The following is a 26525-nucleotide window of genomic DNA, read 5'->3' as shown; positions in this document are numbered from 1 at the left end:
ACAATCGGTTTACCAAATATGGTGTCATTATGGCACCGAATACGATCGCAAACTTCGCGCAATTTTGATGAAGCATATTCCCGGGCGCGATGAAGTTGCCGCCCCTCAGGAGACGATGATGTCCAAGAACCCCAATCTCACCTTGTCCGGCCCGGATCTGGCCGCGCTTCTTTGCAGCCGCGTTTGCCACGATGTCATCTCACCGGTCGGTGCGATCAATAATGGGCTGGAACTCCTCGATGAGGGTGGTGCCGATGCCGATGCGATGGACCTGATCCGCACCAGCGCGCTCAACGCTTCCGTCCGCCTGAAATTTGCGCGCCTCGCCTTCGGCGCTTCGGGCTCCGTCGGCGCCTCGATCGATACCGGCGAGGCCGAGCGGGCCGCCAAGGATTTCGCCATCGCCGAGAAGAAGACCGAGGTGATCTGGAACGGGCCGCGCGCCATCGTTGCCAAGAACCGCGTCAAGCTGCTGCTCAACCTCTTCCTCGTCGCCTATTCCGCCATCCCGCGCGGCGGCGTGCTCGAAGTGACGCTTGAGAATCCCGAGTTCGATGCCAGGTTCAAGCTCACGGCCAAAGGCAAACTGATGCGCTTGCCGCCGAAATTCGTCGAGATATCGACCGGCGCGATCGAAGAGGCGATCGACGCTCATTCGATCCAGCCCTACTATACCGTTCTGCTGGCGCAGGAGTGCGGAATGACGCTCGATCACAGCGCCAGCGCCGAAGAGCTGGTGTTCACGGCGGTGGCCGCCGCCGCCTGATTTTGGAGCGCGGGCGGGCGTCTGCTTCCAGACGGTAACGATTCCTTAGCCAGATGGACCTATCCTCCAGGGTTGTAAGAGGCCTCTCGCTGCGACGAATGCGAGGGGCAAAGGAGCGCCCATGCAAAGGTTCATGATCACCGATAATTCGGATATCGTCCGCAAGGTCGGCAAGCGCATTCTCTCCGAACTCGATTTTCTCGTCAGCGAGGCCTCCAATGCCGGCGAGGCGCTGCAGCGCTGCCAGGCGGAGCTGCCGGAATATCTGATCGTCGATTCCGGTATGGAAGGCGCTCTCGACCTGATCGCCGCCATCCGCGCCATGGACGGCGGCAAAGAGGTCAAGATCTACTACTGCGTCGTCGAGGCGGATCTGAAGAAGCTGATGGCCGGCAAGCGTGCCGGTGCCACCGATTTCCTGCTGAAGCCGTTCGATCGCAAGATCCTGACCGCCGTCTTCGGAAACCGCGCGATCGCTGCCTGACGGCAGCTCTCTTCCCCCGCAGCATGAGGCCGAAAGTGCAGGCGCTTTCGGCCGCCGATATTCTGTTTCCTTGATCGAGATGGAGAGGATTTTGAACCGATCCAGCCGGATGTCATCATCTCGGAGCCACTTCACCTATGGCCGGGCAACGAAAAATCCCGCCGGAAGGGCGGGATCTTCGTTATCCGATAAGGGGGATCGGAAAATCAGGCGGTTTCGGCGTATTCGGTGCCATCCGGCTCGCGCAGAACATAGCCGCGGCCCCAGACGGTCTCGATGTAGTTGGCGCCGCCGGCGGCGTTGGCGAGCTTCTTGCGCAGCTTGCAGATGAAGACGTCGATGATCTTCAGTTCCGGTTCGTCCATGCCGCCGTAAAGGTGGTTGAGGAACATTTCCTTGGTGAGGGTGGTGCCCTTGCGGAGCGAAAGCAGCTCCAGCATCTGATATTCCTTGCCCGTCAGGTGGACACGCTGGCCGCCGACTTCGACGGTCTTGGCATCGAGGTTGACGATCAGTTCGCCGGTCATGATGACCGACTGGGCGTGGCCCTTGGAGCGGCGGACGATGGCGTGGATACGGGCGACGAGCTCATCCTTGTGGAACGGCTTGGTCATGTAGTCGTCGGCGCCGAAACCGAGGCCGCGAACCTTGTCTTCGATGCCGGCCATGCCCGACAGAATGAGGATCGGTGTCTTGACCTTGGACAGCCGGAGCGTGCGAAGCACTTCATATCCGGACATGTCGGGCAGGTTCAGATCGAGAAGGATGATATCATAATCATACAGCTTGCCCAGATCGACGCCTTCTTCACCGAGATCGGTGGTATAAACATTAAAACTTTCTGATTTCAGCATCAACTCGATGCTCTGCGCCGTAGCGCTATCATCCTCGATGAGAAGTACCCGCATAATTATCCCCTTTACCGCCGCCGAAAGGTGGTCTGGCCCCCTACACGATACCGAACACGCTACGTGATTTGGAAGCTGCCACGAAATGGTTAACAAATTCTAATTCACTCTGGCAAGGAGTATCGAATTTATTAAATAATTTTTCCATTTCTCTGTTTTCCAATAGGAATCTCAAAAAGGCTTTCCTAAACTTTAACATTAGGAAAAGGCGCTAAGTGATTCATCCGACTCGCCAATGAAAAGGTTCGAACTTCATGCCGCGGCATTTACCGACCCTTAAATCATCGGGCCTATCATTAACGATGCCCGTAAACGAAAGGTTACCAGCGGTAGGTATTTGTTAATATCGCCGGAAATTTTTTAGCAAACCGTGTCAAAGCGGCGCGCAGGGCGGTTTCAAGTTGAGCCGGGGTCTCGCATCACGGGAGTAATGCGTATGAAGTCGCGAGAGAGTCTCGTTCGCCTGAAGGAATTTCAGGTGAACGAAAAACGACGTCAATTGCAGCAGTTGCAGATGATGATGTCCGAGTTTGAACGGATGACGAAGGATCTGGAGAGCCAGATCGTCGTCGAGGAAAAGAAGTCCGGAATATCAGACCCGAATCACTTTGCTTATCCGACCTTCGCCAAGGCTGCGCGTCAGCGGGCCGACAACCTGCAGGTTTCGATCAAGGAACTGAAGATGCAGGAAGAGACGCTGGAAATGGCGCTCGAAGAAATGCAGGCGGAATATGCAAGGGCAACGGCGCTGGAAGAGCGTGATACCAGCGCCCGCGCACGGGCATAAGAAAAACGCCGGGCGCCGGCTTCGGCGCCGCGGGGATCGCCTCAGAGAAGCCATGTATGACGGGCGTGCTGTCCTTCATACATGGCTTTTGGTGTTTAATTTTTGCGTTTGGATGTCACCATCCCGAAGCCGCGACGCTTCAGCGAGGCGGATCAGTTCACGACATCGTGCCATTCCGGATGGCGCTGCGCCTGCGCTTTGAAGAACGGGCAGAGCGGAATGATCTTCCAACCGCCTGCGCGGGCCGATTCCACAGCGTGAAGCGCCAATGCCTGGCCGACGCCCTTGCCGCGCAGGGCATCGGGAACCGCCGTATGATCGATGATGACGAGCTTCGGCGAGGTGCGCGAATAGGTCATCTCCGCCTCGTGCCCCTCGACTTCTGCGGCATAACGGCCGCCGGAGGCGCCTTCCTCATTTCGAATGTCCATTGTTTTTCCCAGTGCACAGATATTTATCACAGCCGACGGTGACATGTCGGCGGCGTCGTGCCAAGCCGATGGAACAATTCCCGGGGGAGACGCAGTGTTCATGAAAAATGCCGGATCGGCGCGAGGTTCGCAGCAATGAGCGCGTTTTCGATCATCCGCCCCGCTCTTCTCGTGGCAGCGCCCTTCCTCCTGGCGCTCGGCCTCATCTTGCCGCTGGTCCGTTTCGAGACGCTGTATTTTTTCGATCAGACCCCGTCGCTCATCGAAATTGTCGCCTCCCTCTGGAAGGGCGGCGATGGACTGCTGGCGGCGATCGTCGCGCTGGTCTCGATCGTGCTGCCGTTTCTGAAGATGATCGGGATTGCCGCAGAAGCGACGGCTGCCGGCGGCGGTGCCGGCAGCCTGTTTTATCGTCGCGTCGTGCCGCATCTGTCCAAGTGGTCAATGATGGACGTGCTGCTGGTCGCGATCGTCATTGCGGCGGCAAAGACGACAGGGCTGGCGAATGCCTTCACGCAGCCCGGCCTCTGGTGCTACGCGGCCTCGTCAATAATTTCGGGCCTTCTGCACTCCCTGATGGGAGATGCGTCCGGCCCGAAATAAATTGCATCGATGCTGGGTGCGATCAGTGGCGATATTGCTGGATGCGCGTGGTGCGCAGGCCGGCAAGCCCATGGCTGTTGATTGACGACTGCCAGGAGAGGAATTCTTCGACCGTGAGCGTGTAACGCTCGCAGGCCTCTTCCAAGCTCAACAGGCCACCGCGAACCGCCGCGACAACCTCTGCCTTCCGGCGAATCACCCAGCGCCGCGTATTGGGCGGCGGAAGGTCCGCGATCGTCAGGGGGCTGCCATCGGGGCCGATGACATATTTCACTCGGGGACGTATCATTTCGGTCATTGGACTCTCTACACAACGCAAGACCACGGACGTCACTCTAGCCTGCCACATTTAAAATTTGCCTAAACCCATCGTAAGACTTTGATAACAAATTTAGCCGCCCTTTCGGCCCGGGATCTGGGGTAGTCGGTTGCCGCCACGTGCATCTGCAGCGGCTGCAGTGGAGCGATGCGGGGTCAATAATACCCGTTTTGCGGGGATATTTTCCAAGCGCTCCATTATTAAGAGCGAGCGCAAACTTCGTCCCTGTTCTCCCGCCGTTTCAATCCAGTTCGTGCCCTGGTGCTTCGTGTCGGTGGGATAGGGTAGCCGTTTTTCCGCATGCTTCGGCGCGAGTCTCTCGTCGACGGCAGCGGGCAGGCCGACCCGAGAATATGAGGCTGCGAAGATAAAAACGTGAGCGGTCGGTCGATGATGGCGCTGAGAATGCTGCATTTTTGCCTTCGCAGACCGAAGGTTTCGGATTTCGATCAACGACGCTAAGGAGCGGCTCGGCGAGATGGCGATGCGTGCTGGCTTCGATATCTATCTGCTCACGGCTTTCCCGCGGAGCGCGACCGCACGGCTCTTAACGTGTCGCGTTGATCGACAACTGTCCGCGGGGTCTCGTTGAGTACGCCGCCGCCGATCTCTTCTGTTGCGGCAAGCTGATAATGCGATGAAGTAGAGGATCGTGCCGATCTTCGGTGACGAGCGGTCAATTGCAGGCGTCGCCGCCAATCGGCAAAGCCGTCACTTGAAGACGCTTTTCGGAGGCACGGGCTGAAGAATGCCGTTGCACGACTCTGACCTGAAACAATACATTTTCGTCTTTTTGACAATTTTACCGTGCAATAGCAGGAAGTGATGTGCTTTGCGGCTGTAGAAAGCTTCCAGGCGATGTCTGGCGCAACGCCGGCCCTGAAGAGGGGTGTTGGAGAGCTGAGCCACCGCGAAATCGAATGCTTGCGATGGTCGGCAGAGCAGCGACGTAATCGCGATCGTTCTCGATTTTTGCCACGTTTGGGGGCGGCGCTATCTGAAGCGCGGGCTTCGTAAGCGTGATTCGGTCAGCCGTCGCAGGCGGCCGCCAGGGCATTCCGGTACGGCTGCTTTGGCTCTTTGTCTTCGTGCCTGTCGCTTTTCCGAAACCGCTGGACACTTCCGGGCGTGCATTCAAGCGCGTCACTGCGCGCTTCAGCTTCAGCTTGAACGCATGTAGGCCAAAACTGATGCACAGTTTTGGCCTACATGCGTAAAGGCAGTTGGTCTTCTCGGAAGGCTTAGAAGCCTTTTCCGCGGGTCAGTTCCGACACGACGGTGCCGAAAATGATGCGGATATCCATCACGATCGAAAAATTGCCGACGTAATAGAGATCGCTGGCGATGCGGGCGCGCGCCTTGGCCGGACGATCGGTCGGACCGCGCAGGCCGCGCATCTGGGCAAGACCGGTCATGCCCGGGCGCATGGAGTGGCGCTGATGATATTCCGGCACGAGCTCTTCGTAGAGCATGCCGCCGGCACGCATACCGATCGCATGGCAGCGCGGACCGACGACGGACATGTCGCCCATCAGCACGTTCAGCAGCTGCGGAAGCTCATCGACGTTCGTACGGCGAAGAATGGCGCCGATACGGGTGATGCGCGGGTCGTTCTTTACCGTCTGGGCAATACCCGAGACATCGCAGAGATCGGTGCGCATGGAGCGGAACTTGTAGACCTTGATGGCCTTGCAGTTCTTGCCCCAGCGGGTCTGCTTGAAGAGCACCGGTCCCGGGCTGTCGAGCTTGATCAGCAGCGCGACCAAAAGAAGGAAGGGGGCAAGGACGAGGAGGGCGCTCAACGACGAAACGATGTCGAACGCCCGCTTCAGGGCAATGTCCATCAGCGGCGCCTGCGGCGCATCGCTATGGATCACAGGAGTCTGAACCTTCAGGGTCGGCTGCTGGCGGCGGCTCGGCCGGAAGGAGTCAGTCGAAATGCTGTTGTTTAGTTCCGTGATGCTCAAGGATCGTACTCTGTTGTCTTCGAGGGGCGCGGCGGCAATAGGCGATCAATGGTTAACCCTGTCACCAGGGCTGCACTCAGGTGTTGGTAACCCTACTAAAACGGAAAAATGCGACAATTGTGTAATGGTGTCCAGAGAAATATCGCATCGCAACAAATCTTTCGCATTTGCGTTAAGTTGAGGCAACCTCATGATATTCCGTTAATAATTGGAATTTCGTCAAGGTTTCTAGGCCTTTGGCGAGACCTTCCAGGGGTGGTCCGACGTGCGGTTTCGGCACGCGACCGATACTCGTTAACCGATATTTTTAACCGGATCCTAAGCGAAATTTTTGGGGCGAGGATGCCCGGCTGCCTCCAAACTGTGTCACAATATGACAAAATCAAGGCGGATCGGCAGCATTCGGTCCGGAAGATTCGGCGAATCGGATTCGCGCCCGGAATCGCTTGTCCATCCTGGCGTTGCAAATCACACTCTTTAGCTGTCCGCGTTCCCAACGGTGCAGACAGCGGCCTTAAGGAGAGGACGGAGCCATGTGAGACCGGCCGCGACGCGGCACGAAGCATCGCTCGGCGCGAGGGCTTTATCCGTTGTGTGCCGTCAGCGCCTGCAGCGCAAGATTACGCCGGTTCGAGGACGTGTTTTTGCCGCCCCAGGAGATGAAGTTCGGGTTGGCGAAGTCGAAATCGGCCGCCGCTCCCGTCTTGCCGTAGGTCAACGGTGCTCCGTCGAGGGTGACAGTCGAACCGCCGGCGGCGCGCAGCACCGCATCGCCGGCCGCCGTGTCCCATTCCATCGTGCGGGTGAAACGCGGATAGACGTCGGCCTTGCCTTCTGCCAGCAGGCAGAATTTCAGCGAGGAGCCGATATTGGTGCATTTGGAGATCGCATGGTGGGCGAGGAAACTTCCGGTCTCAGGGCTGTTGTGGCGAAGGCTGGCGAGCGCCAGCCTGTCGTCCGGCTGTTCGCGCACGGTGATCGCGCTGCGCGCGCCGACCGTGAAATCCTCCGTGACGACGAGCCTCTCGGCGTGGCCGCACTCTCCCGAGAAGGCGAGCCCGAGCGCCGGCGCGTAGACGATGCCGGCCATCGGGGCGCCGTTCTCTATATAGGCGATGTTGACGGTGAATTCCTGCCGCCCGTCGACGAATTCGCGCGTGCCGTCGAGAGGATCGACCAGGAAGAAGCCTCGGCCGGCGATGTCGGGGACTTTTCCGGCGGCGACGGATTCCTCCGCCACGACCGGTATTTCGGGATAATCCCTGGCGAGATGAGCGAGGATGATGCGTTCGGCCTCCTCGTCGGCGACGGTGACCGGGCTTGCATCGGCTTTCATGGCGACCGGGAAGCCTTCGCGCAAAACCGTGATAATGGCCCTGCCGGCTTCGAGTGCCGCTCTTTCAAATGTCCTCAGCATTGTCCTTTTGCCGTTTCGCCGCGCGGGCGAGCGCCCCACTGTCGCTCATCCGCAAACCATCCCTGTCACCATACACATTTGATATGGTGTTTCCCGTTGCGCTCCGCATCCCCGATAACGCAGCATCACGATGCTACCATAAGCCTTCAGCCTTGTCAGACGAAGATGGGTATCTGCTAATGAAATGGTATTCGTAAAAGCGGCCGGCTTCAGGTCTGAATTTGCGCCATCTTCCAATTCTGTGGAATAGCTTACGCGGCAGACGGTGCAGGAAATCGCCGACAACATTGCCGAATGTTTAACCCGGCCGCGTTTTCTGGCTAAAAATCCGCCTTTCGGTGCCGATTTTCTGTGGATTTTGGTTCAAAACGAACCATTTAGGCCTATTTCGGCAAGAATCTGCCGGAGTAAATCCTTTTTGTCTTCACATTTCCAACGAAACCGCTATGCATTCGGCTTATGAGGTTCCCTGAAACGGGGGACTGAAGAACCAAAAAGAGATGCAGCATCTTCGGCTCGCATCCAGGGGAAAACGACATATGGAGTATTTCGTCCAGCAGCTCTTCAATGGGCTGACTCTCGGATCCATCTATGGCCTTGTGGCTATTGGCTATACGATGGTTTACGGCATTATCGGCATGATCAACTTCGCCCATGGCGACATTTTCATGCTCGGTGGTTTCGCCGCTCTCATCGTCTTCCTCGTTCTCACGTCCATCTTCGCAGGTCTCCCGGTGGCAATTCTGCTGCTGGCGATGCTTGTCGTTGCGATGCTGATGACGAGTTTGTGGAATTGGACGATCGAGCGCGTCGCCTACCGTCCGCTGCGCGGTTCCTTCCGCTTGGCGCCGCTGATCACTGCGATCGGCATGTCGATCGTACTGTCCAACTTCATCCAGGTGACGCAGGGTCCGCGCAACAAGCCGATCCCGCCGATGGTGAGCACGGTCTACCAGTTCGGCAACATCTCGGTGTCGCTGAAGCAGATCATCATCATCGTCATCACGGCGGTGCTGCTGACGATCTTCTGGTACATCGTCAACCACACCGCGCTCGGCCGCGCCCAGCGCGCCACGGAGCAGGACCGCAAGATGGCGGCGTTGCTCGGCGTCAATGTCGACCAGACGATCTCCATCACCTTCGTCATGGGTGCGGCACTCGCTGCCGTCGCCGGGACGATGTATCTGATGTATTATGGCGTCGCTTCGTTCGCCGATGGTTTCACGCCGGGTGTGAAGGCATTTACCGCAGCCGTTCTCGGCGGCATCGGCTCGCTGCCGGGCGCCGTCCTCGGCGGGCTGATGATCGGCCTGATCGAATCGTTGTGGTCGGCCTATTTCACCATCGCGTACAAGGATGTCGCGACCTTCGCCATCCTCGCTTTCGTGCTGATCTTCAAGCCGACGGGTATTCTCGGGCGGCCGGAAGTCGAGAAGGTATAACGTCATGGCAAACATTGAGAATTCTGCAGGCAAGTCCGATGCCGGACTTGTCCGCAAAGGCCTTACCGAAGCCCTTTTCGCCGCCGTCCTGTCGTTCGGCATGTTCGTTCTCTATGTCGGTCTCAAGACCGATCAGAACATCAACAACGAGCTGATCATCGTCCAGCGCTGGGGATTGCTTGCGATCTTCGTCGCCGTCGCCGCGATCGGCCGTTTCCTCATGGTCGTTTTCATCAAGCCGAATATCGACCGCCGCAAGCTCAGCAAGGCGCGAGAGGGCGATCTCGACATCTCGACGGAAAAGAACTTTTTCCATCGGCATTTCCTGAAGATCGCGCTGATTGCGCTGCTGCTCTATCCCATGGTGATCGTGGCGCTTGTCGGCGCGCAGGGCTCGCTGAAGTGGGTCGACAATTTCGGCATCCAGATTCTGATCTATGTGATGCTCGCCTGGGGACTGAACATCGTCGTCGGCCTCGCCGGCCTGCTCGATCTCGGTTATGTCGCCTTCTATGCGGTCGGCGCTTACTCCTACGCGCTGCTGTCGAGCTATTTCGGTCTGTCCTTCTGGGTGCTGCTGCCGCTTTCCGGCATCTTCGCGGCCTTGTGGGGTGTGATTCTCGGCTTCCCGGTGCTGCGCCTGCGCGGCGACTATCTCGCCATCGTGACGCTTGCCTTCGGTGAAATCATCCGTCTCGTCCTCATCAACTGGACTGACGTGACCAAGGGAACCTTCGGCATCTCGAGCATTCCGAAGGCGACGCTGTTCGGCATTCCTTTCGATGCCTCGGCCGGCGGCTTCGCCAAGCTTTTCCACCTGCCGATGTCCTCCGCCTACTACAAGATCTTCCTCTTCTATCTCATCCTGGCGCTCTGCATGCTGACGGCTTACGTCACCATCCGGCTGCGCCGCATGCCGATCGGGCGTGCCTGGGAAGCGCTGCGCGAAGACGAGATCGCCTGCCGTTCGCTCGGCATCAATACGGTAACGACCAAGCTCACCGCCTTTGCGACAGGCGCCATGTTCGGCGGCTTCGCCGGCTCGTTCTTCGCAGCGCGCCAGGGCTTCGTTTCGCCGGAATCCTTCATCTTCCTGGAATCGGCTGTCGTTCTTGCCATCGTCGTTCTCGGCGGCATGGGCTCGCTGACCGGCATCGCGGTCGCCGCGATCGTCATGGTCGGCGGTACCGAAGCGTTGCGCGAAATGGACTTCCTGAAAGTGGTCTTCGGGCCAGACTTCACGCCGGAACTCTACCGCATGCTGCTCTTCGGCCTCGCCATGGTCGTAGTCATGCTGTTCAAGCCGCGCGGTTTCGTCGGTTCGCGTGAACCAACGGCCTTCCTCAAGGAACGCAAGGCAATATCCGGAAGCTTCACCAAGGAGGGCCACGGTTGATGAGCCCCGTTACCAATACGATGTCGAGCGATACGCTTCTCAAAGTCGAGCACCTGTCGATGAAGTTCGGCGGCCTGATGGCCATCAACGACTTCTCCTTCGAAGCCAAGCGCGGCGATATTACCGCGCTGATCGGGCCGAACGGCGCCGGCAAGACCACCGTCTTCAACTGCATCACCGGCTTCTACAAGCCGACGATGGGGATGATTACGCTCAATCAGAAGAGCGGCAAGCAGTACCTGCTCGAGCGTCTGCCGGACTTCCGCATCACCAAGGAAGCCAAGGTGGCGCGCACCTTCCAGAACATCCGGCTGTTCTCCGGCCTGACCGTTCTCGAGAACCTGCTGGTCGCCCAGCACAACAAGCTGATGCAGGCATCGGGTTATACGATCCTCGGCCTCCTCGGCATTGGGCCTTACAGACGGGAGGCGGCCGCTGCGGTCGAGCTTGCACGTCACTGGCTTGAAAAGGCCGATCTGATCGACCGTGCCGACGACCCGGCGGGCGATCTGCCCTACGGCGCCCAGCGGCGCCTTGAGATTGCGCGGGCCATGTGCACCGGTCCCGAGCTGCTTTGCCTCGACGAACCGGCAGCAGGTCTGAACCCCCGGGAATCGGCAACGCTCAACGAACTGCTGCAGAGCATCCGTGCCGAAACCGGAACGTCGATATTGCTCATCGAGCACGACATGTCCGTCGTCATGGAAATCTCCGACCACGTCGTCGTCCTCGAATACGGCCAGAAGATTTCCGATGGCACACCGGATCACGTGAAGAACGATCCGAAGGTCATCGCGGCCTATCTCGGCGTCGAGGATGAAGAAGTGGAAGAGGTGATCGCAACCGTCGAGCAGCTCGAAGGAGGCGCAAACTGATGGGCGCTGAAGTAATGACCAGTCAAACGCTCCTTCAGGTGAACGGCGTCGAAACCTATTACGGCAATATCCGTGCATTGGCCGGCATCGATGTCCATGTCAACAAGGGCGAGATCGTCAGCCTGATCGGCGCCAACGGCGCCGGCAAGTCGACGCTGATGATGACGATCTGCGGCAGCCCACAGGCCCGTACCGGCTCTGTGGTCTTCGAGGGCCGCGATATCACCAAGCTGCCGACCCACGAAATCGCTCGCCTGCGCATCGCGCAGTCGCCGGAAGGCCGCCGCATCTTCCCGCGCATGACGGTTCTGGAAAACCTCCAGATGGGCGCCGGCCTGGATAATCTCAAATATTTCGCCGAGGACGTCGAGAAGATCTTCACGCTTTTCCCGCGTCTCAAGGAGCGCCACGCCCAGCGCGGCGGCACGCTTTCGGGCGGCGAGCAACAGATGCTGTCGATCGGCCGCGCGCTGATGGCGCGCCCGAAGCTCCTGCTTCTCGACGAACCATCGCTCGGCCTTGCGCCTCTGATCGTCAAGGGCATCTTCGAGGCGATCAAGAAGCTCAACGAACAGGAAGGGCTGACGGTTTTCCTCGTCGAGCAGAATGCATTCGCCGCCTTGAAGCTTTCGCACCGCGCTTACGTGATGGTGAACGGCAAGGTAACGATGAGCGGCTCCGGCAGGGAACTGCTCGCCAATCCCGAGGTCCGCGCCGCCTATCTCGAAGGCGGAAGACACTAGTCGAAGGGAGAGTTTAACATGCAGGGACTTTTCTTCGAAAGCGATGCCGGTGTCCGAGTTGTCATTCGCGGCCTCGTCGTGCTGATCGGCTTCTGGACAGCCTGGCGAGCCGGTAAGGCAGTTGCGGACGGCTGGAACAATTATCCGTTAGCGGTGGTCTACACCTTCCTGCTCGCCTGGGCGATGCAGTTTCTGCACCACGCCTTGTTCGACGGGCCGATGCTCGACGCCTTCTACTACGGTATCGATTTCGTCACGCTGCTGGTCTTTGCAACGGCCGGCTTCCGCTTTCGCCGCACCAACCAGATGGTCAACAACTATTACTGGCTGTACGAAAAAACTTCCGCGTTTTCGTGGAAGGACAAACATTGACAGTCCGTTGAAACTAGGCATGAATTGCCTTCAGAGTGGAACAGCTTTCCTGGCGCAGTCAATGGTGGGTAATGCGCCGGGCCTTGGACCGGAACCCGCCCAAAAATTGGGAGTAACAATATGAAGAAGTCTCTTCTGTCGGCAGTGGCTCTGACGGCGATGGTCGCCTTCAGCGGCAACGCTTGGGCCGACGTCCTCATCGCTGTCGCTGGTCCGCTGACCGGCCCGAACGCCGCATTCGGCGCTCAGCTCCAGAAGGGCGCCGAGCAGGCGGCCGCCGACATCAACGCTGCTGGCGGCATCAACGGCGAGCAGATCAAGATCGAGCTCGGCGACGACGTCTCCGACCCGAAGCAGGGCATCTCGGTCGCCAACAAGTTCGTTGCTGACGGCGTCAAGTTCGTCATCGGCCACTTCAACTCGGGCGTTTCGATCCCGGCTTCGGAAGTCTATGCCGAAAATGGCATCCTCGAAATCACCCCGGCTGCTACGAACCCGAAGTTCACGGAACGGGGCCTCTGGAACACGTTCCGCACCTGCGGCCGTGACGACCAGCAGGGCGCGATCGCCGGCAAGTATCTCGCCGACCACTTCAAGGACGCCAAGATCGCCGTCGTTCATGACAAGACGCCTTACGGTCAGGGTCTTGCCGACGAAACCAAGAAGGCGATGAATGCTGCCGGTCTGACGGAAGTCATGTACGAAGGCATCAACGTCGGCGACAAGGACTTCTCGGCCCTCATCGCCAAGATGAAGGAAGCCGGTGTCTCGATCATCTATTGGGGCGGTCTGCACACTGAAGCCGGTCTCATCATCCGCCAGGCCGCCGACCAGGGCCTGAAGGCAACGCTGGTTTCGGGCGACGGTATCGTTTCGAACGAACTGGCCTCGATCGCTGGCGACGCCGTTGCCGGTACGCTCAACACCTTCGGCCCTGATCCGACGCTGAACCCGGCCAACAAGGAACTCGTCGAAAAGTTCAAGGCCGCCGGCTTCAACCCGGAAGCCTACACGCTCTACTCCTACGCTGCGATGCAGGCGATCGTCGGAGCCGCCAAGGCTGCCGGTTCGGTGGATCCTGAAGCCGTTGCCACGGCCATGAAGGAAAAGGGTCCGTTCCCGACGGTGCTCGGCGACATTTCGTTTGACGAAAAGGGCGACCCGAAGATTCCTGGTTACATCATGTACGAATGGAAGAAGGGCGCGGACGGCAAGTACACCTACGTCCCGCAGGGCACGAAGTAAGCTTAGCTTGCTTATTCGCACCATGATCTGATCGAAGCCCGGTTTCGGCCGGGCTTCTGTCGTTATGTGGAGAACTGAATTTCCGTCCGTCTCCGTGCGGCTTATCTGGCGCCGACGATTTCCGTCAATTGCCGGCCGTCATGAAGGTCCTCGGCAATCCCGGCGGCGATGCCGCTCAATATCCCTCACATCTCGTGCAGCACATGCGTCGCCTTGACGGCGGCCGATGCCCGGTTCTCGACGCCGAGCTTCACATAGATCTGTTCGAGGTGTTTGTTCACCGTGCGCGCCGACAGTCCCAATATTTCGCCGATGTCGCGGTTGGCTTTGCCCTTGGCGATCCAGAGCAGCACTTCGGATTCTCGCTGGGTGAGCGAGAAGCGCTGGCGCAGCATCTCGTCGTCGCTGCGCTGATTGGCGGCGGTGAGGCGGAAGAGATATTCGTCGGGGCCGATCGCGCCAAGGAAGGCGAGCTGCAGCGCCGCCTGGCCGGCATGGGCGATCGAGATGATGCCGTCGCGCACCGCGGCGACGCGGTTGCGCATCCAGCCGGCGATATGGCGAACGACGATTTCCATGCCGTCGTCGCTGCCCATGGCGGCATTGACCAGCCGTGTCGCCTGCGGCGTCGACCAATGGATCGCGCCATCGCCCTTGACGGCCAGCAGATGACGGCCGGCGGCGTCGAGCGCGACGCGGGCGCTTTGGGCCGAGCGAGCGTTGCGCAGGTGGACCCGGATGCGGGCGCGCAATTCGTCGATGTTGATCGGTTTGCTGAGGTAATCGACACCGCCGGATTCCAGCGCATGCACGACGTGCTCGGTCTCGGTCAGGCCGGTCATGAAGATGACGGGCACCTGGGCGACAGCGGCATTCGCTTTCAGCCTGCGGCAGGTCTCAAAACCATCCATGGCGGGCATGACGGCGTCAAGCAGGATGAGATCGGGTGTGATGCGCTCGACGATGCCAAGTGCGGCCGTGCCCGATGTGGCGATCAGCACGGAGAAGCCGGATTGTTCGAGCGCGTCGGTCAGGAAGCCGAGCGCTTCGGGCGAGTCGTCGACGAGCAGAACGATGTCGCGGGGCAGGGCCGGCTCAGCCAATGGATTCCACCTTTTTGTCGAAGTCGTGCAGGAAGGTCATGAAGCCGGCGAGATCGAAGGCGGCGACATAGGCACGGAGTTTCTCGGTGAATGGCTGATTTGCCTCCACCTTGGCAAGGTCCGAAAGCTTGGCTTCGATGCCTCTGATATAGCCGATTTCGCCGAGCCGCAGCAATTCCTGCACATGGGCGGCACCGGGGCTGCGCATCGGCGCTTCGGTCTTGACGGGAACGGCGGGCGCGGCGTCGGCATAGACCCACGTCAGGCCAAGATGCAAAGCGAGCTTGTCGCGCAGTTGACGGATGTCGACCGGTTTGCCGATCGCATCATTGTGGCTGTCGTCACTGTCGCCGAGAACCGCTGCATCACCGATATTGGCCGAAAGCATCAGCACCGGCGCCGCCTGGCCCGCCTCGCGCAGACGCGAGACGAGCTGCCAGCCGCTCATGCCGGGCATCAGGATATCGACAAGGAAGAGGTCCGGTATAATTCCCTCGATCAGCGTCAGGCATTCGGCGCCGCCTGCCGCCGTCAGCACGATGAAATCGAGCGGGGCCAGGATTTCACGCATCATCTCGCGATGGTCTTCGTTATCGTCGACGACAACGATCGTGCGGCGCGGACCGTTGTAGCCGACGATGCGTTTCTCCTGCGGTGCGGCGGCCATGGCGCGCATGACGGCCGACAGCATCAGGCGGACACGGAAGGTCGAACCTTCGTCCTTGATGCTCGAAACCGAAATCTCGCCGCCGAGCGTATTGGTCAGAAGCCGGGTGATGGTGAGGCCGAGGCCGAGGCCGGGCATCGGCCGCACGCTTTCGGCTTCGCCACGCTGGAACGGTTCGTAAATGCGGCTCAGATCCCTCTCGGTGATACCGCGGCCGGTATCGGTGACGGTGAAGGTCGCGACTTGGCTGCGATAGCCGACATCGAAGGTAACGCTGCCTTCATCGGTGAATTTGATGGCATTGGAGAGCAGGTTGACGAGGATCTGACGCAGCCGCTTTTCGTCGGTACGGACGAATTGCGGCACGGCCGGTGAGCGCTGATGGACGAAGGCGAGCCCTTTCGCCTGCGCCTGCGGGCGGAACATATCGACGATCTGGTCGAGGAAATCCTGGATGTTGATTTCGTTGGAATAGACCTGCAGGCGGCCGGCCTCGATCTTGGAAATATCGAGCAGGCCGTCGATCAGTCCGGAGAGGTGTTCGGCGCTGCGGCGGATGACTTTGATCGAGGATTGGCGCGGCGCCGGAATGGTCTCGTCGCGTTCGAGGATCTGAGCATAACCGAGCACGGCGTTGAGCGGCGTGCGCAGCTCGTGGCTGAGGCCGACGACGTAGCGGCTCTTGGCGCGGTTGGCGGCCTCGGCCGTCTCCTTGGCGTTCTGCAGGGCAGTGTCGGTCTTCTTGTGGGCGGCGATTTCCTTGAGCAGCAGGGTGTTCTGGCGCGAGGATTCCTCTTCGGCCACGACACGGCTGTCATGGGCGAGCACATAGAACCAGCAGACGACGCCTGAAATCACCGAGAAGACGAAGAAGACGATGAGGATCGTGCGGTTGACGACCTCGGCCGTCTCGGGCGAGGCGGCGGCAACCTGATGGGCGATCATCGCCAGGATTGCGCCGATGGCGGTCAGTGCCAGCACGACGGCGATGCCGTAGCGGCCGAGGCGCGTCGTCAGCTTTCCCAGAACGGTTTCCGGCAGCAGTGCCTTGGCGACAGTGCCGACCTGGGCGTTGAAACGGGCGGCCGGCTTGCACATGTCGTGGCAGCGGCTGTCCAGCGAGCAGCAGAGCGAGCAGATCGGCGCGGCATAGGCCGGGCACCACGCCATGTCCTCCGGCTCGAATGGGTGCTCGCAGACCGAGCAGGTGATGTTCGTCAGGGTCTTCCAGCTCTGGCGCGGCTTGCGGGCGAGATAGAACCTGCCTTTCGTCGCCCAGGCGAGCACGGGTGAGGCGACCAGCGCGATGACGAGGGTGATATAGGGAGCAAGCGAGGCGGCGATTTCGCCGAAGGCGCCGAAATGGGCGATCAGCGATACCGTCGCTGACAGCGTCATCGCGCCGAGGCCGACCGGATTGACGTCATAAAGATGGGCGCGCTTGAACTCGATGCCGGGGGGCGCCAGCCCCAGCGGCTTGTTGATGAAGAGATCGGCGGAGATCGTGCAGAGCCAGGCCATGGCGACGATCGAGAAGATGCCGAGCGTCTCCTCCAGCAGGCGGTAGATGCCGAGCTCCATCAAAAGCAGGGCGATTGCGACGTTGAAGACCAGCCAGATGACGCGGCCGGGGTGGCTGTGGGTCAGCCGCGAGAAGAAGTTCGACCAGGCGAGCGAGCCGGCATAGGCATTCATCACGTTGATTTTCAGCTGCGAGATGACGACGAAGGCGGCCATCAACAGCAGCGCCGCATTGTGCCAGGGGATCATGTAGCCGAAAGCGGTCAGATACATCTGCGCCGGGTCGGCGGCGCGGTCGAGCGGCACGCCCGAGGCGAAGGTCAGCACGACGAGGAAGGAGCCGGCAAGCAGTTTCGGTGCGCCGATAATGACCCATCCGGGTCCGGCGAGAAAAACGGCGAGGCGATGGCGCCATTTGCGCCGCGGCTCCGGTGGCAGGAAGCGCAGGAAGTCGGCCTGTTCGCCGATTTGCGACATCAGTGCCAGGATGACGGCGGAGGCTGCGCCGAACTCGACCAGATCGAAATCGGCGACGGTGCCGGGCGGCCCCGAAGCATGATGAATGCCGGCAAAGGCGCGCCACAGATCAAACTTTTCCCAGTCCAAACAGGCGATGAAAATGAAGGGCAGAATATTCAGCACGATCCAGAAGGGCTGGGTCATCAGCTGGAATTTGCTGATCAGCCGCACGCCGTGCGTCACCAGCGGGATGACCATGACTGCGCTGAGGATATAGCCGATCCACAGCGGGATGCCGAGGGTGAGCTCCAGCGCGCCGGACATGATCGAGGCCTCGATCGCAAACAGCATGAAGGTGAAGCTCGCATAGATCAGCGAGGTGATGGTCGAGCCGATATAGCCGAAGCCGGCGCCGCGCGTCAGAAGGTCGATGTCGACGCCGTGGCGGATGGCGTAGCGGCTGATCGGCAGGCCGATCGCCAGCATGGCGATCGACGCGACGATAATGGCATAAAAAGCATTGGTGGTGCCGTAGGAGAGGGTGATCGCGCCGCCGATCGCTTCGAGCGCCAGGAAGGAGATCGCGCCGATCGCCGTCTGCGAAATGCGCTGCGAAGAGAAATGGCGGGCGCTCTTTGCGGTGAAGCGCAGCGCGTAATCTTCGAGCGTCTGGTTGGCGACCCAGCGATTATATTCGCGTCTTACCGGAATGATGCGTTGGCGCGCTGCCATGTCTTCCTTTCGGCATTCCGGTTGGGTTCATCGTCTTCCAGCCAGTTTTGGCGGGATGGCGGGGAAAGGCAAGAGGCGGGCACCGGCCGGTTTACAGAATGGCAATATTTTTGCAATTGATCTGTCACATAAGCGCTCTAACTGTCCCGGCGTTCGTTCAACGATTTCGGGTATCACCATGTCTGCTTTAAGCCTTTGCCGCCTGAGCACCGCCCTCGTCTGCCTTCTGTCCATCGTGCCATCACTTGCCAGCGCCGAGCAGGCCACCGCGGCAAAAGCGCCTTATGCGGAGGCCGGAAATACCAACAAGCGCGGTGATGCCTGCTTCTCGACGGTGGACACCAATGCCGCCGTTCACCTTCTCTCCGGCTTCCTCGAAATCTGGACCCCGCGCACGCCTTTCGTCGATGCGGGTGTCGAAGCCCCGGCCAAGGACAATTGCCCGGCGGTCGCCAAGACGGATTGGGATGGCATTCCCGCCAGCAAGACCGACGGCCAGATCGTCAATCAGGCGGTGCATGACGCTAACATCGCTTATGTCGTCAAGGCGACACGGGCGCGGACCGTCGATCAGGCTGTTGCCGCCTATCTCGACGACCGGCGCGGCAAGAATGCCAGCATTGTCGACGGCCTCGGTCCACTGACGGCTGCCTGGAAGGCCGGCTCCAAGCAGACCACCACGATCACCGAGGTGGCGGCCGACGCAACGACCGTCAAATATGACGACAAGGGTAACAATCGCGGCGCCGGCAGCAAGCCGGACACGGAAAACAAGACCGATGCCAACCCCGACATGGGCCTCGCGATCGATTTCATCAACGCTGCAAGCGGTGACGGCTCGACGGAGCCTGCCAAGCGCTATTTCAAATATGGCCGTCCCTATCGCTGGAGCCAGGACGTGTCGGTCGTTCCGACGCTGGAGCCCGCCAAGAGCGGCAAGCCGGTGGAGGATGGCGGGTTCCCGAGCGGCCATACGGCGGAAGCCTGGCGCGATGCGCTCGCCATGGCCTATCTCGTGCCGCAGCGCTTCCAGGAAATGATCACGCGCGCCAGTGAACTGGGTGAGGATCGCATCCTTGCCGGCATGCACTCTCCTCTCGACGTGATGGGCGGCCGCATGCTCGGCACCGCGACGGTGGTCTACAATCTGAACAAGGCCGACAACGCGGCGCTGAAGAGCGATGCCTACGCTCAGGCGCAGTCTTGGCTCATCGCCAAGTCGGGCGTTGCGGATGCGGGTGCGCTCGAAGTCGCCGCGCATGCGGCACCGCTCGCCGCAGACCGTTTCGCCGATCATGAGGCCAATCGCGCCTACGTGCTGCAGCGCCTGAGCTACGGCCTGCCGACGATCCATGCGACCGACCAGCCGGCGCGCGTGCCGCAGGGCGCCGAAGCGCTTCTCGAAACCCGTCTGCCCTATCTCGACGGCGCGCAGCGCCGCGACGTGCTTGGCACAACGGAGATCGCGTCCGGTTATCCGCTCATCGACGACGCGGAAGGTTACGGCCGTCTCAACCTGTTTGCCGCCGCCGACGGCTACGGTGCTTTCGAGCAGGATGTAACCGTGACGATGGACGCGGCAAAGGGCGGCTTCAATGCGCTCGATAGCTGGCGCAATGACATCGGCGGCAAGGGCAAACTGGTGAAGCGGGGCAGCGGCATCCTCGGCCTATCCGGCGCCAACAGCTATGCCGGCGGCACCGTGCTGGAAGAGGGCGCGCTGGTTGCCGGATCGGCCTCCGCCTTCGGCACCGGCGGGCTGACGATCAATGGCGGTTCGCTCGTTGTGGCGGCCGGCAAGCCTTTGGCCGTGGGCGGCGATTATCAACAGTCCGCCCATGCGGCGGCGAAGCTGGCGCTCGGCGCGAACGGCGCAGGCACGCTTGTTGTCGAAGGCAAGGCGGCGCTGGCCGGCGATCTCGACGTGACGCTTGCCGATGGCTATGCTCCGGCGCCCGGGACGAAGATCGAGATTCTGAAGGCGAGTGCTGTTTCCGGTGCCTTCGGCAAGGTCACCGTTTCCGGCCACAAGGCCAGCCTTTCCTACGGCCCGACGGTCGTGACCTTGACGATCGACGGCTAATTCCCCGTCTTCGAATCAGGAGGGCATCCCCGGCTGCGGGATGCCCTTTGCTTTCCAGCCGGCCCGTTTGACCCCTGCACCTACGTCATTTTGCGTATGTGTTTTTGCGTTGCAGCACCCGATAGTCCCCCTCGGCAACGGTCAAATTCCTTTTCCGGCCTGTTGCGGAACAAGAAGAGGGGCTCAAACAGATGAATTTCAGATCCACGATCACCGGTGCGGCACTCGGTGCCGTCATGGCGGCATCGGCCGCGTTCCATGGCGCGCTGGCCGCCGACGACACGATCAAGGTCGGCGTATTGCATTCGCTTTCAGGCACGATGGCGATTTCCGAAACCACGCTGAAAGACGCCATGCTGATGCTCATCGATGAGCAGAACAAGAAGGGCGGTCTCCTCGGCAAGAAGCTTGAGGCCGTCGTCGTCGATCCGGCTTCCGACTGGCCGCTGTTTGCCGAAAAGGCACGCGAACTGATCGAAAAGGACAAGGTCGCCGCCGTCTTCGGCTGCTGGACCTCGTCCTCGCGCAAATCCGTCCTGCCTGTTTTCGAAGAGCTCAATTCGCTGCTCTTCTATCCGGTGCAGTATGAAGGCGAGGAATCCTCGCGCAACATCTTCTACACCGGTGCGGCTCCGAACCAGCAGGCAATTCCGGCCGTCGACTACCTGATGGAAAAAGAAGGCGTCAAACGCTTCGTGCTCGAAGGGACCGACTATGTCTATCCGCGCACGACCAACAAGATTCTCGAGGCATACCTGATTTCGAAGGGTATTCCGAAAGAAGACATCATGACCAACTACACGCCGTTCGGCTTCTCCGACTGGCAGACCGAAGTTTCCAAGATCAAGGAATTCGGTTCGGCCGGCAAGAAGACCGCCGTCGTCTCGACGATCAACGGCGATGCCAACGTTCCGTTCTACAAGGAACTCGGCAACAAGGGCATCAAGGCAACCGACATCCCCGTCGTCGCCTTCTCGGTCGGTGAAGAAGAGCTTGCCGGTCTCGACACCAAGCCGCTCGTAGGCCATCTCGCTGCCTGGAACTACTTCGAATCCGTGGAAAGCCCGGCCAACAAGAAGTTCATCAAGGACTGGCACGCATTCACCAAGAACGACAAGCGCGTGACCAACGACCCGATGGAAGCTGCCTATATCGGCTTCAACGCATGGGTTAAGGCCGTCCAGGCTGCCGGCACGACCGATACCGACAAGGTTCTCGACTCCATCATCGGCGTCAGCGTTCCGAACCTCTCCGGCGGCTACGCCACCGTCATGCCGAACCACCATATCACCAAGCCGGTGCTGATCGGTGAAATCCAGGCCGACGGCCAGTTCGAAATCGTCCAGCAGACGCCTGCCGTCGTCGGCGACGAGTGGTCGGATTACCTTCCGGACTCCAAGGATCTGATCTCCGATTGGCGCAAGCCGATGTCCTGCGGCAACTTCAACGTTGCAACCGGCAAATGCGGCGGCAAGGGCTCCTGATAGACCTTCGAACGATCGATGCCGAGTTGCTTCCGTCCGGGTCTGACCCCGGGCGGAAGCTCCGTCCCAGCGATTGCGCCGCAACGCCAACGATATCAAGGGCGAGAAAGCCGATGTATCGCGCCATAAAGATTTTCCTCATCACGCTTTGTCTAGTGTTTTCGGGCCTGTCATTTTCATGTCTGTCATTTTCGGGTGAAGTCCGGGCCGAGGGCGATATCCATGTCCTCATCGACGCACTCGGCGTCGGCGACTTCTCGGACCGCGAAGCGGCGATCAAGGCGCTGGTCGCCTCCAAGGACCCGCATGTCAGCCAGATCCTGCAGCAGTTGAGCGACGGCCTTTTCTACGTCAATTCCGACGGCGGCCCGGTTCTCCTCCAGGGCGGCACCGATGACGAGCCGACCTATTCCGATCCGATCACCGGCGAAGCCGCTGACGATGTCGATCCGGATCTGATGACCAAGGTCAAGATCAACAACGCCCTTCGCGGCGTCATCAGCGCCGCCAACAGCCAGCTGACGCTGATGAGCCCGGATCGTTCCGCGCGGCTTGCCGCGGCACAGGGACTGCTGAAAGATGCTGATCCCGCCAATCTCGAGCTGCTGAATGCGGCGCTTGCGGCCGAGAAGGACGCGGAGATCAGGAATACGATGGAAGCGGCGCGCGCCGTGCTGCTCTTGAAGACCGATGCGAGCGTCGAGGACAAGAAGGCTGCAATCGATACGATCGCGGCGCGCGGCAATCGCGATGCGCTGACCATTCTCACGACGACGCTCGAAACCGCGCCCGATGATTTGAAGCCGGCAATCCAGTCGAACATCAGCTCTATCAATCGCGACCTGGCGCTATGGGACGTCGCCCAGAATGTCTGGTATGGCCTGTCCCTCGGTTCGGTGCTGCTGCTGGCGGCGATCGGCCTTGCGATCACCTTCGGCGTCATGGGCGTCATCAACATGGCGCATGGCGAAATGGTGATGATCGGCGCATACACGACCTATGTCGTGCAGGAATACGTGGTTACCGCCTTTCCAGAATTGGCCGATTATTCCCTGGCCTTTGCGGTGCCCGCCGCCTTCGTCTTTACCGGCTTCGTCGGTCTGGTCATCGAGCGCGCCGTCATCCGCTATCTCTATGGCCGGCCGCTCGAAACACTGCTCGCCACCTGGGGCGTATCGCTGATCCTGCAGCAGGCGGTGCGCAGCATCTTCGGCCCGACCAATCGCGAGGTTCGCAATCCGAGCTGGATGTCGGGCGCCTTCGATCTCGGCGGGCTCGCCATCACCTGGAACCGGCTCTGGATCATCATTTTCTCGACGGTCGTGTTCCTGACGCTGCTCATGCTGTTGAAACGCTCCGCCTTCGGCCTGCAGATGCGCGCCGTCACGCAGAACCGGCGCATGGCCTCGTCGATGGGGATCCGCACCGGCTGGGTCGATGCCTTCACCTTTGCGCTCGGTTCGGGCATTGCCGGTATTGCCGGCGTGGCGCTCAGCCAGATCGACAACGTCTCGCCGAACCTCGGCCAGTCCTACATCATCGACAGCTTCATGGTCGTCGTCTTCGGCGGTGTCGGCAATCTGTGGGGCACGCTGGTCGGAGCGCTGTCGCTCGGTGTCGTCAACAAGTTCCTTGAGCCTTTCGCCGGCGCCGTGCTCGGCAAGATCCTGGTGCTCGTTCTCATCATTCTCTTCATCCAGAAGCGTCCGCGCGGGCTCTTCGCACTCAAAGGAAGGGCGGTGGAAGCATGATAACGGCCTTCCTTCTCCGGTCTCTCGATCGCAAGATCGTCATTGCCATCGCCCTCTTGCTGCTGGTCGCCATTCTCGTTCCCGTCCTGAACCTGATGACGGGCCTGGCCAACCCGCTGCATATCCCGACTTATGTCATGGCGCTGTTCGGCAAGTATCTGACCTATGCGCTGCTGGCGCTTGCTCTTGATCTCGTCTGGGGCTTCTGCGGCATCCTCTCGCTCGGCCACGGCGCCTTCTTCGCGCTCGGCGGCTATGCGATGGGTATGTATCTGATGCGCCAGATCGGCACCCGCGGCAGCTACGGCGACCCAATCCTGCCCGACTTCATGGTGTTCCTGAACTGGAAGGATCTGCCCTGGTTCTGGTACGGCTTCAACCATTTCTGGTTTGCGGCGCTGATGGTTCTTGTCGTGCCCGGCCTGCTTGCCTTCGTTTTCGGCTGGTTCGCCTTCCGCTCACGCGTCAACGGCGTCTATCTCTCGATCATCACCCAGGCGATGACCTATGCGCTGCTGCTCGCCTTCTTCCGCAACGACATGGGTTTCGGCGGCAACAACGGCCTGACCGATTTCAAGGACATTCTCGGCTTCAACGTCCAGGCCGACGGCACACGTGCCGCCCTGTTTGCGGCAACCGCGATCTTGCTCGCGCTGTCGCTGCTGCTTGCCTCGGCGATCGTTCGTTCGAAGTTCGGCAAGGTGCTGGTCGGGGTACGTGATGCCGAAAGTCGCACGCGCTTCCTCGGCTACCGCGTCGAGCATTTCAAGCTCTTCACCTTCGTCGTCTCGGCGATGATGGCAGGCATTGCCGGTGCGCTCTACGTGCCGCAGGTCGGCATCATCAACCCCGGCGAATTCGCGCCGGCCAACTCGATCGAAGTCGTCATCTGGACGGCGGTCGGCGGGCGGGCGACGCTGATCGGGCCGATCATCGGCGCAATCCTCGTCAACGGCGGCAAGACGATCTTCACCGGTCTCTTCCCCGAGTTCTGGCTCTTTGCGCTCGGCGGCCTCTTCGTTGCCGTCACCCTGTTCCTGCCGAAGGGCGTCGTCGGCACCGTCGCGCAATATCTCGGCAAACGCAAAGCCGTTTCCGCTGCCGTCCCGCCCGCGGTGCAGGAAGACGGCATCGAACCGAAAATCCAGGCAGCGGAGTGAGCACCGTGATTCCCGACGTCAAACCCACTAGCGTGCTTTATCTCAGCGGCGTCTCGGTTTCCTTCGACGGCTTCAAGGCGTTGAATTCGCTCTCGATCGTCATCGAACCCGGCGAGCTTCGCGCCATCATCGGCCCGAACGGCGCCGGCAAGACAACGATGATGGATATCATCACCGGCAAGACAAGGCCCGACGAGGGCGAGGTTTTCTTCAACGGCACCGTCGATCTCACCCGGAAGGACGAGGCCGACATTGCCCAGCTCGGCATCGGCCGCAAATTCCAGAAGCCGACGGTCTTCGAAAGTCATACGGTCTGGGACAATCTGGAACTGGCGCTGAACCGTCGCCGCGGCGTGTTCTCGACGCTGTTCTATCGGCTTTCGGGCGAGGACAAGGCTCGCATCGAGGAGATCCTCGAAACGGTGCGGCTGACGCATCGACGTGACGAACTGGCGGCCAACCTCTCGCACGGGCAGAAGCAGTGGCTGGAGATCGGCATGCTGCTCGCGCAGGAGCCGAAGCTTCTGCTCGTCGACGAACCGGTGGCCGGTATGACGGATGCCGAGACGGCGGAAACGGCGATCCTGCTCAAGGATATCGCCAGGACCCGCTCGGTGGTGGTCGTCGAGCACGATATGGGCTTCATCCGCGACCTTGGCGTCAAGGTGACGTGCCTTGCGGAAGGCTCGGTGCTGGCTGAGGGATCGATCGATTTCGTCAGCTCCGATCCGAAGGTGATCGAGAACTATCTGGGGCGGTGAGGGATTATGCGTCGATTGAATGTTGGTGGTTGTGTCACCCCTCCCCAACCCCTCCCCACAAGGGGGAGGGGCTTAACCTGGGCGCTTGCTCATCGCTACGATTGCCAGCTTTCTTATGATCTCCTGGAAAGTGGGACGGTCGCTCCGAGTTTGTCCCTCCCCCTTGTGGGGAGGGGTTGGGGAGGGGTCTTTTTTGGACCCACAAAGATTCAGGAGACGGCATCATGCTGACAGTCGAAAACGCAAATCTGCATTATGGCGCCGCCCAGGCGCTGCGCGGCATCTCCATCAAGGCGGAGATGGGCAAGATCACCTGCGTGCTGGGGCGCAACGGCGTCGGCAAGAGTTCGCTTCTGCGTGCCGTGACCGGCCAGCATCCGCTGTCGGCCGGCACCGTCACCTTCAACGATACCAGGCTGAATGGCCTGCCGCCCTTTGCCCGGGCGAAGCACGGTATCGGCTATGTGCCGCAGGGCCGTGAAATCTTCCCGCTGCTTACCGTCAAGGAAAATCTCGAAACCGGCTTTGCCCCGCTTGGGCGCCGCGACCGCAATATTCCCGACGACATCTTCAGTCTCTTCCCGGTGCTGAAGTCGATGTTGTCGCGTCGGGGTGGCGATCTTTCCGGCGGGCAGCAACAACAGTTGGCGATCGGGCGCGCGATGGTGACTCGGCCGAAGATCCTCGTGCTCGACGAGCCGACCGAGGGCATCCAGCCGTCGATCATCAAGGATATCGGCCGGGCGATCCGCTATCTCCGCGATTCCACCGGCATGGCGATCCTGCTCGTCGAACAATATCTGGATTTCTGCCGGGAGCTTGCCGATTACGTCTACATCATGGATCGCGGCGAGATCGTTCATGAAGGACTGGCAGAGACGTTGGATACCCCGGAGGCTCGCCGTCATCTGACCGTTTGACAGGCAAATGCCGCGTTTTTCGGCAGGAAATGCAGCAATTCGCAAATCTCCTGCGTCCGCTAAAGGCATCTCTGGACGGCATGGGAATTGCTTGCTTTCAGCCATCCGCGCGCTTGAGTAAAAGCCGGG

General features: G+C 60.3%; 22 protein-coding genes and 1 pseudogene. 16 read left to right on the top strand and 7 right to left on the bottom strand.

Annotation, left to right across the window (positions count from 1 at the left end):
• Window positions 1-118 precede the first annotated feature (118 nt).
• Window positions 119-766 (top strand): histidine phosphotransferase ChpT, encoded by a 648-nt coding sequence (gene chpT / locus GGD57_RS13090; RefSeq protein WP_126908648.1) that lies wholly within the window; start codon window positions 119-121, stop codon window positions 764-766.
• 121 nt (window positions 767-887) lie between these two features.
• Entirely contained in the window at window positions 888-1250 is a 363-nt protein-coding gene (locus GGD57_RS13085; RefSeq protein WP_010069020.1) for a response regulator, read from the top strand.
• 206 nt (window positions 1251-1456) lie between these two features.
• Here GGD57_RS13085 and ctrA read toward each other — a convergent pair whose 3' ends face one another.
• The gene (gene ctrA / locus GGD57_RS13080; RefSeq protein ID WP_007533606.1) at window positions 1457-2158 is read right to left on the bottom strand and encodes a response regulator transcription factor CtrA; all 702 of its coding nucleotides are present in this window, start codon (window positions 2156-2158) and stop codon (window positions 1457-1459) included.
• Between the two features lie 436 nt (window positions 2159-2594).
• Between ctrA and GGD57_RS13075 the strand changes: the two genes are divergently transcribed.
• On the top strand, window positions 2595-2945 hold the full coding sequence (locus tag GGD57_RS13075; protein WP_085738151.1) for a flagellar export protein FliJ: 351 nt from the start codon (window positions 2595-2597) through the stop codon (window positions 2943-2945).
• Between the two features lie 152 nt (window positions 2946-3097).
• On the opposite strand, the gene GGD57_RS13070 is transcribed toward GGD57_RS13075, so the two are convergent.
• Window positions 3098-3376 carry a GNAT family N-acetyltransferase gene (locus GGD57_RS13070; RefSeq protein WP_184470282.1) on the bottom strand — a complete coding sequence of 93 codons (279 nt, stop codon included), beginning with the start codon at window positions 3374-3376 and terminating at the stop codon, window positions 3098-3100.
• A 135-nt stretch (window positions 3377-3511) separates the two neighbouring features.
• Between GGD57_RS13070 and GGD57_RS13065 the strand changes: the two genes are divergently transcribed.
• The gene (locus GGD57_RS13065; protein ID WP_210303857.1) at window positions 3512-3979 is read left to right on the top strand and encodes a paraquat-inducible protein A; all 468 of its coding nucleotides are present in this window, start codon (window positions 3512-3514) and stop codon (window positions 3977-3979) included.
• A 22-nt stretch (window positions 3980-4001) separates the two neighbouring features.
• Here GGD57_RS13065 and GGD57_RS13060 read toward each other — a convergent pair whose 3' ends face one another.
• The 3 genes and pseudogenes from GGD57_RS13060 to cysQ form a co-directional block, all read right to left on the bottom strand.
• Entirely contained in the window at window positions 4002-4277 is a 276-nt protein-coding gene (locus GGD57_RS13060; RefSeq protein WP_007533628.1) for a DUF1153 domain-containing protein, read from the bottom strand.
• 1262 nt (window positions 4278-5539) lie between these two features.
• Window positions 5540-6265 carry a sugar transferase gene (locus GGD57_RS13055; RefSeq protein WP_184470278.1) on the bottom strand — a complete coding sequence of 242 codons (726 nt, stop codon included), beginning with the start codon at window positions 6263-6265 and terminating at the stop codon, window positions 5540-5542.
• A gap of 620 nt (window positions 6266-6885) precedes the next feature.
• Window positions 6886-7682: pseudogene (gene cysQ, locus GGD57_RS13050) on the bottom strand (3'(2'),5'-bisphosphate nucleotidase CysQ).
• A gap of 539 nt (window positions 7683-8221) precedes the next feature.
• Between cysQ and GGD57_RS13045 the strand changes: the two are divergent.
• The 6 genes from GGD57_RS13045 (at window position 8222) to GGD57_RS13020 (ending at window position 13755) form a co-directional block, all read left to right on the top strand.
• Window positions 8222-9124 carry a branched-chain amino acid ABC transporter permease gene (locus GGD57_RS13045; protein WP_085738148.1) on the top strand — a complete coding sequence of 301 codons (903 nt, stop codon included), beginning with the start codon at window positions 8222-8224 and terminating at the stop codon, window positions 9122-9124.
• 4 nt (window positions 9125-9128) lie between these two features.
• A complete protein-coding gene (gene livM / locus GGD57_RS13040; RefSeq protein WP_184470274.1) occupies window positions 9129-10520 on the top strand; it encodes a high-affinity branched-chain amino acid ABC transporter permease LivM in 1392 nt (463 codons plus the stop codon).
• Window positions 10520-11395, top strand: a complete 876-nt coding sequence (locus tag GGD57_RS13035) for an ABC transporter ATP-binding protein (protein WP_085738146.1) — start codon at window positions 10520-10522, stop codon at window positions 11393-11395. Before livM ends, GGD57_RS13035 begins: the two co-directional genes overlap by 1 nt.
• Complete coding sequence (locus GGD57_RS13030) at window positions 11395-12138, top strand: ABC transporter ATP-binding protein (RefSeq protein WP_184470272.1); 744 nt, start codon at window positions 11395-11397, stop codon at window positions 12136-12138. The genes GGD57_RS13035 and GGD57_RS13030 overlap by 1 nt, the downstream gene beginning before the upstream one ends.
• 18 nt (window positions 12139-12156) lie before the next feature.
• Window positions 12157-12510 (top strand): DUF6867 family protein, encoded by a 354-nt coding sequence (locus tag GGD57_RS13025; RefSeq protein ID WP_184470270.1) that lies wholly within the window; start codon window positions 12157-12159, stop codon window positions 12508-12510.
• Window positions 12511-12630: 120 nt separating this feature from the next.
• Window positions 12631-13755 carry a branched-chain amino acid ABC transporter substrate-binding protein gene (locus GGD57_RS13020; RefSeq protein WP_184470268.1) on the top strand — a complete coding sequence of 375 codons (1125 nt, stop codon included), beginning with the start codon at window positions 12631-12633 and terminating at the stop codon, window positions 13753-13755.
• Between the two features lie 185 nt (window positions 13756-13940).
• Here GGD57_RS13020 and GGD57_RS13015 read toward each other — a convergent pair whose 3' ends face one another.
• On the bottom strand, window positions 13941-14858 hold the full coding sequence (locus GGD57_RS13015; protein ID WP_085738143.1) for a response regulator transcription factor: 918 nt from the start codon (window positions 14856-14858) through the stop codon (window positions 13941-13943).
• Window positions 14851-18237 (bottom strand): hybrid sensor histidine kinase/response regulator, encoded by a 3387-nt coding sequence (locus GGD57_RS13010; RefSeq protein WP_184470266.1) that lies wholly within the window; start codon window positions 18235-18237, stop codon window positions 14851-14853. Before GGD57_RS13010 ends, GGD57_RS13015 begins: the two co-directional genes overlap by 8 nt.
• Before the next feature lie 178 nt (window positions 18238-18415).
• Between GGD57_RS13010 and GGD57_RS13005 the strand changes: the two genes are divergently transcribed.
• The 6 genes from GGD57_RS13005 (at window position 18416) to urtE (ending at window position 26396) form a co-directional block, all read left to right on the top strand.
• Window positions 18416-20320 (top strand): acid phosphatase, encoded by a 1905-nt coding sequence (locus GGD57_RS13005; RefSeq protein ID WP_184470264.1) that lies wholly within the window; start codon window positions 18416-18418, stop codon window positions 20318-20320.
• Between the two features lie 191 nt (window positions 20321-20511).
• Entirely contained in the window at window positions 20512-21804 is a 1293-nt protein-coding gene (gene urtA / locus GGD57_RS13000) for an urea ABC transporter substrate-binding protein (protein ID WP_126908559.1), read from the top strand.
• Window positions 21805-21917: 113 nt separating this feature from the next.
• A complete protein-coding gene (urtB, locus tag GGD57_RS12995) occupies window positions 21918-23555 on the top strand; it encodes an urea ABC transporter permease subunit UrtB (RefSeq protein ID WP_184470262.1) in 1638 nt (545 codons plus the stop codon).
• On the top strand, window positions 23552-24715 hold the full coding sequence (gene urtC / locus GGD57_RS12990; RefSeq protein WP_184470260.1) for an urea ABC transporter permease subunit UrtC: 1164 nt from the start codon (window positions 23552-23554) through the stop codon (window positions 24713-24715). The genes urtB and urtC overlap by 4 nt, the downstream gene beginning before the upstream one ends.
• A 5-nt stretch (window positions 24716-24720) precedes the next feature.
• Window positions 24721-25476, top strand: a complete 756-nt coding sequence (gene urtD / locus GGD57_RS12985; protein ID WP_184470437.1) for an urea ABC transporter ATP-binding protein UrtD — start codon at window positions 24721-24723, stop codon at window positions 25474-25476.
• A 224-nt stretch (window positions 25477-25700) separates the two neighbouring features.
• Window positions 25701-26396, top strand: coding sequence for an urea ABC transporter ATP-binding subunit UrtE (gene urtE / locus GGD57_RS12980; RefSeq protein ID WP_184470258.1), 696 nt, complete (start codon window positions 25701-25703; stop codon window positions 26394-26396).
• The last annotated feature ends 129 nt before the right edge of the window (window positions 26397-26525 follow it).

It is taken from the genome of Rhizobium esperanzae, assembly GCF_014197615.1.
Classification (GTDB): Bacteria; Pseudomonadota; Alphaproteobacteria; order Rhizobiales; family Rhizobiaceae; genus Rhizobium; species Rhizobium esperanzae_A.
This window is presented reverse-complemented; position numbering and strand designations above follow the sequence as displayed.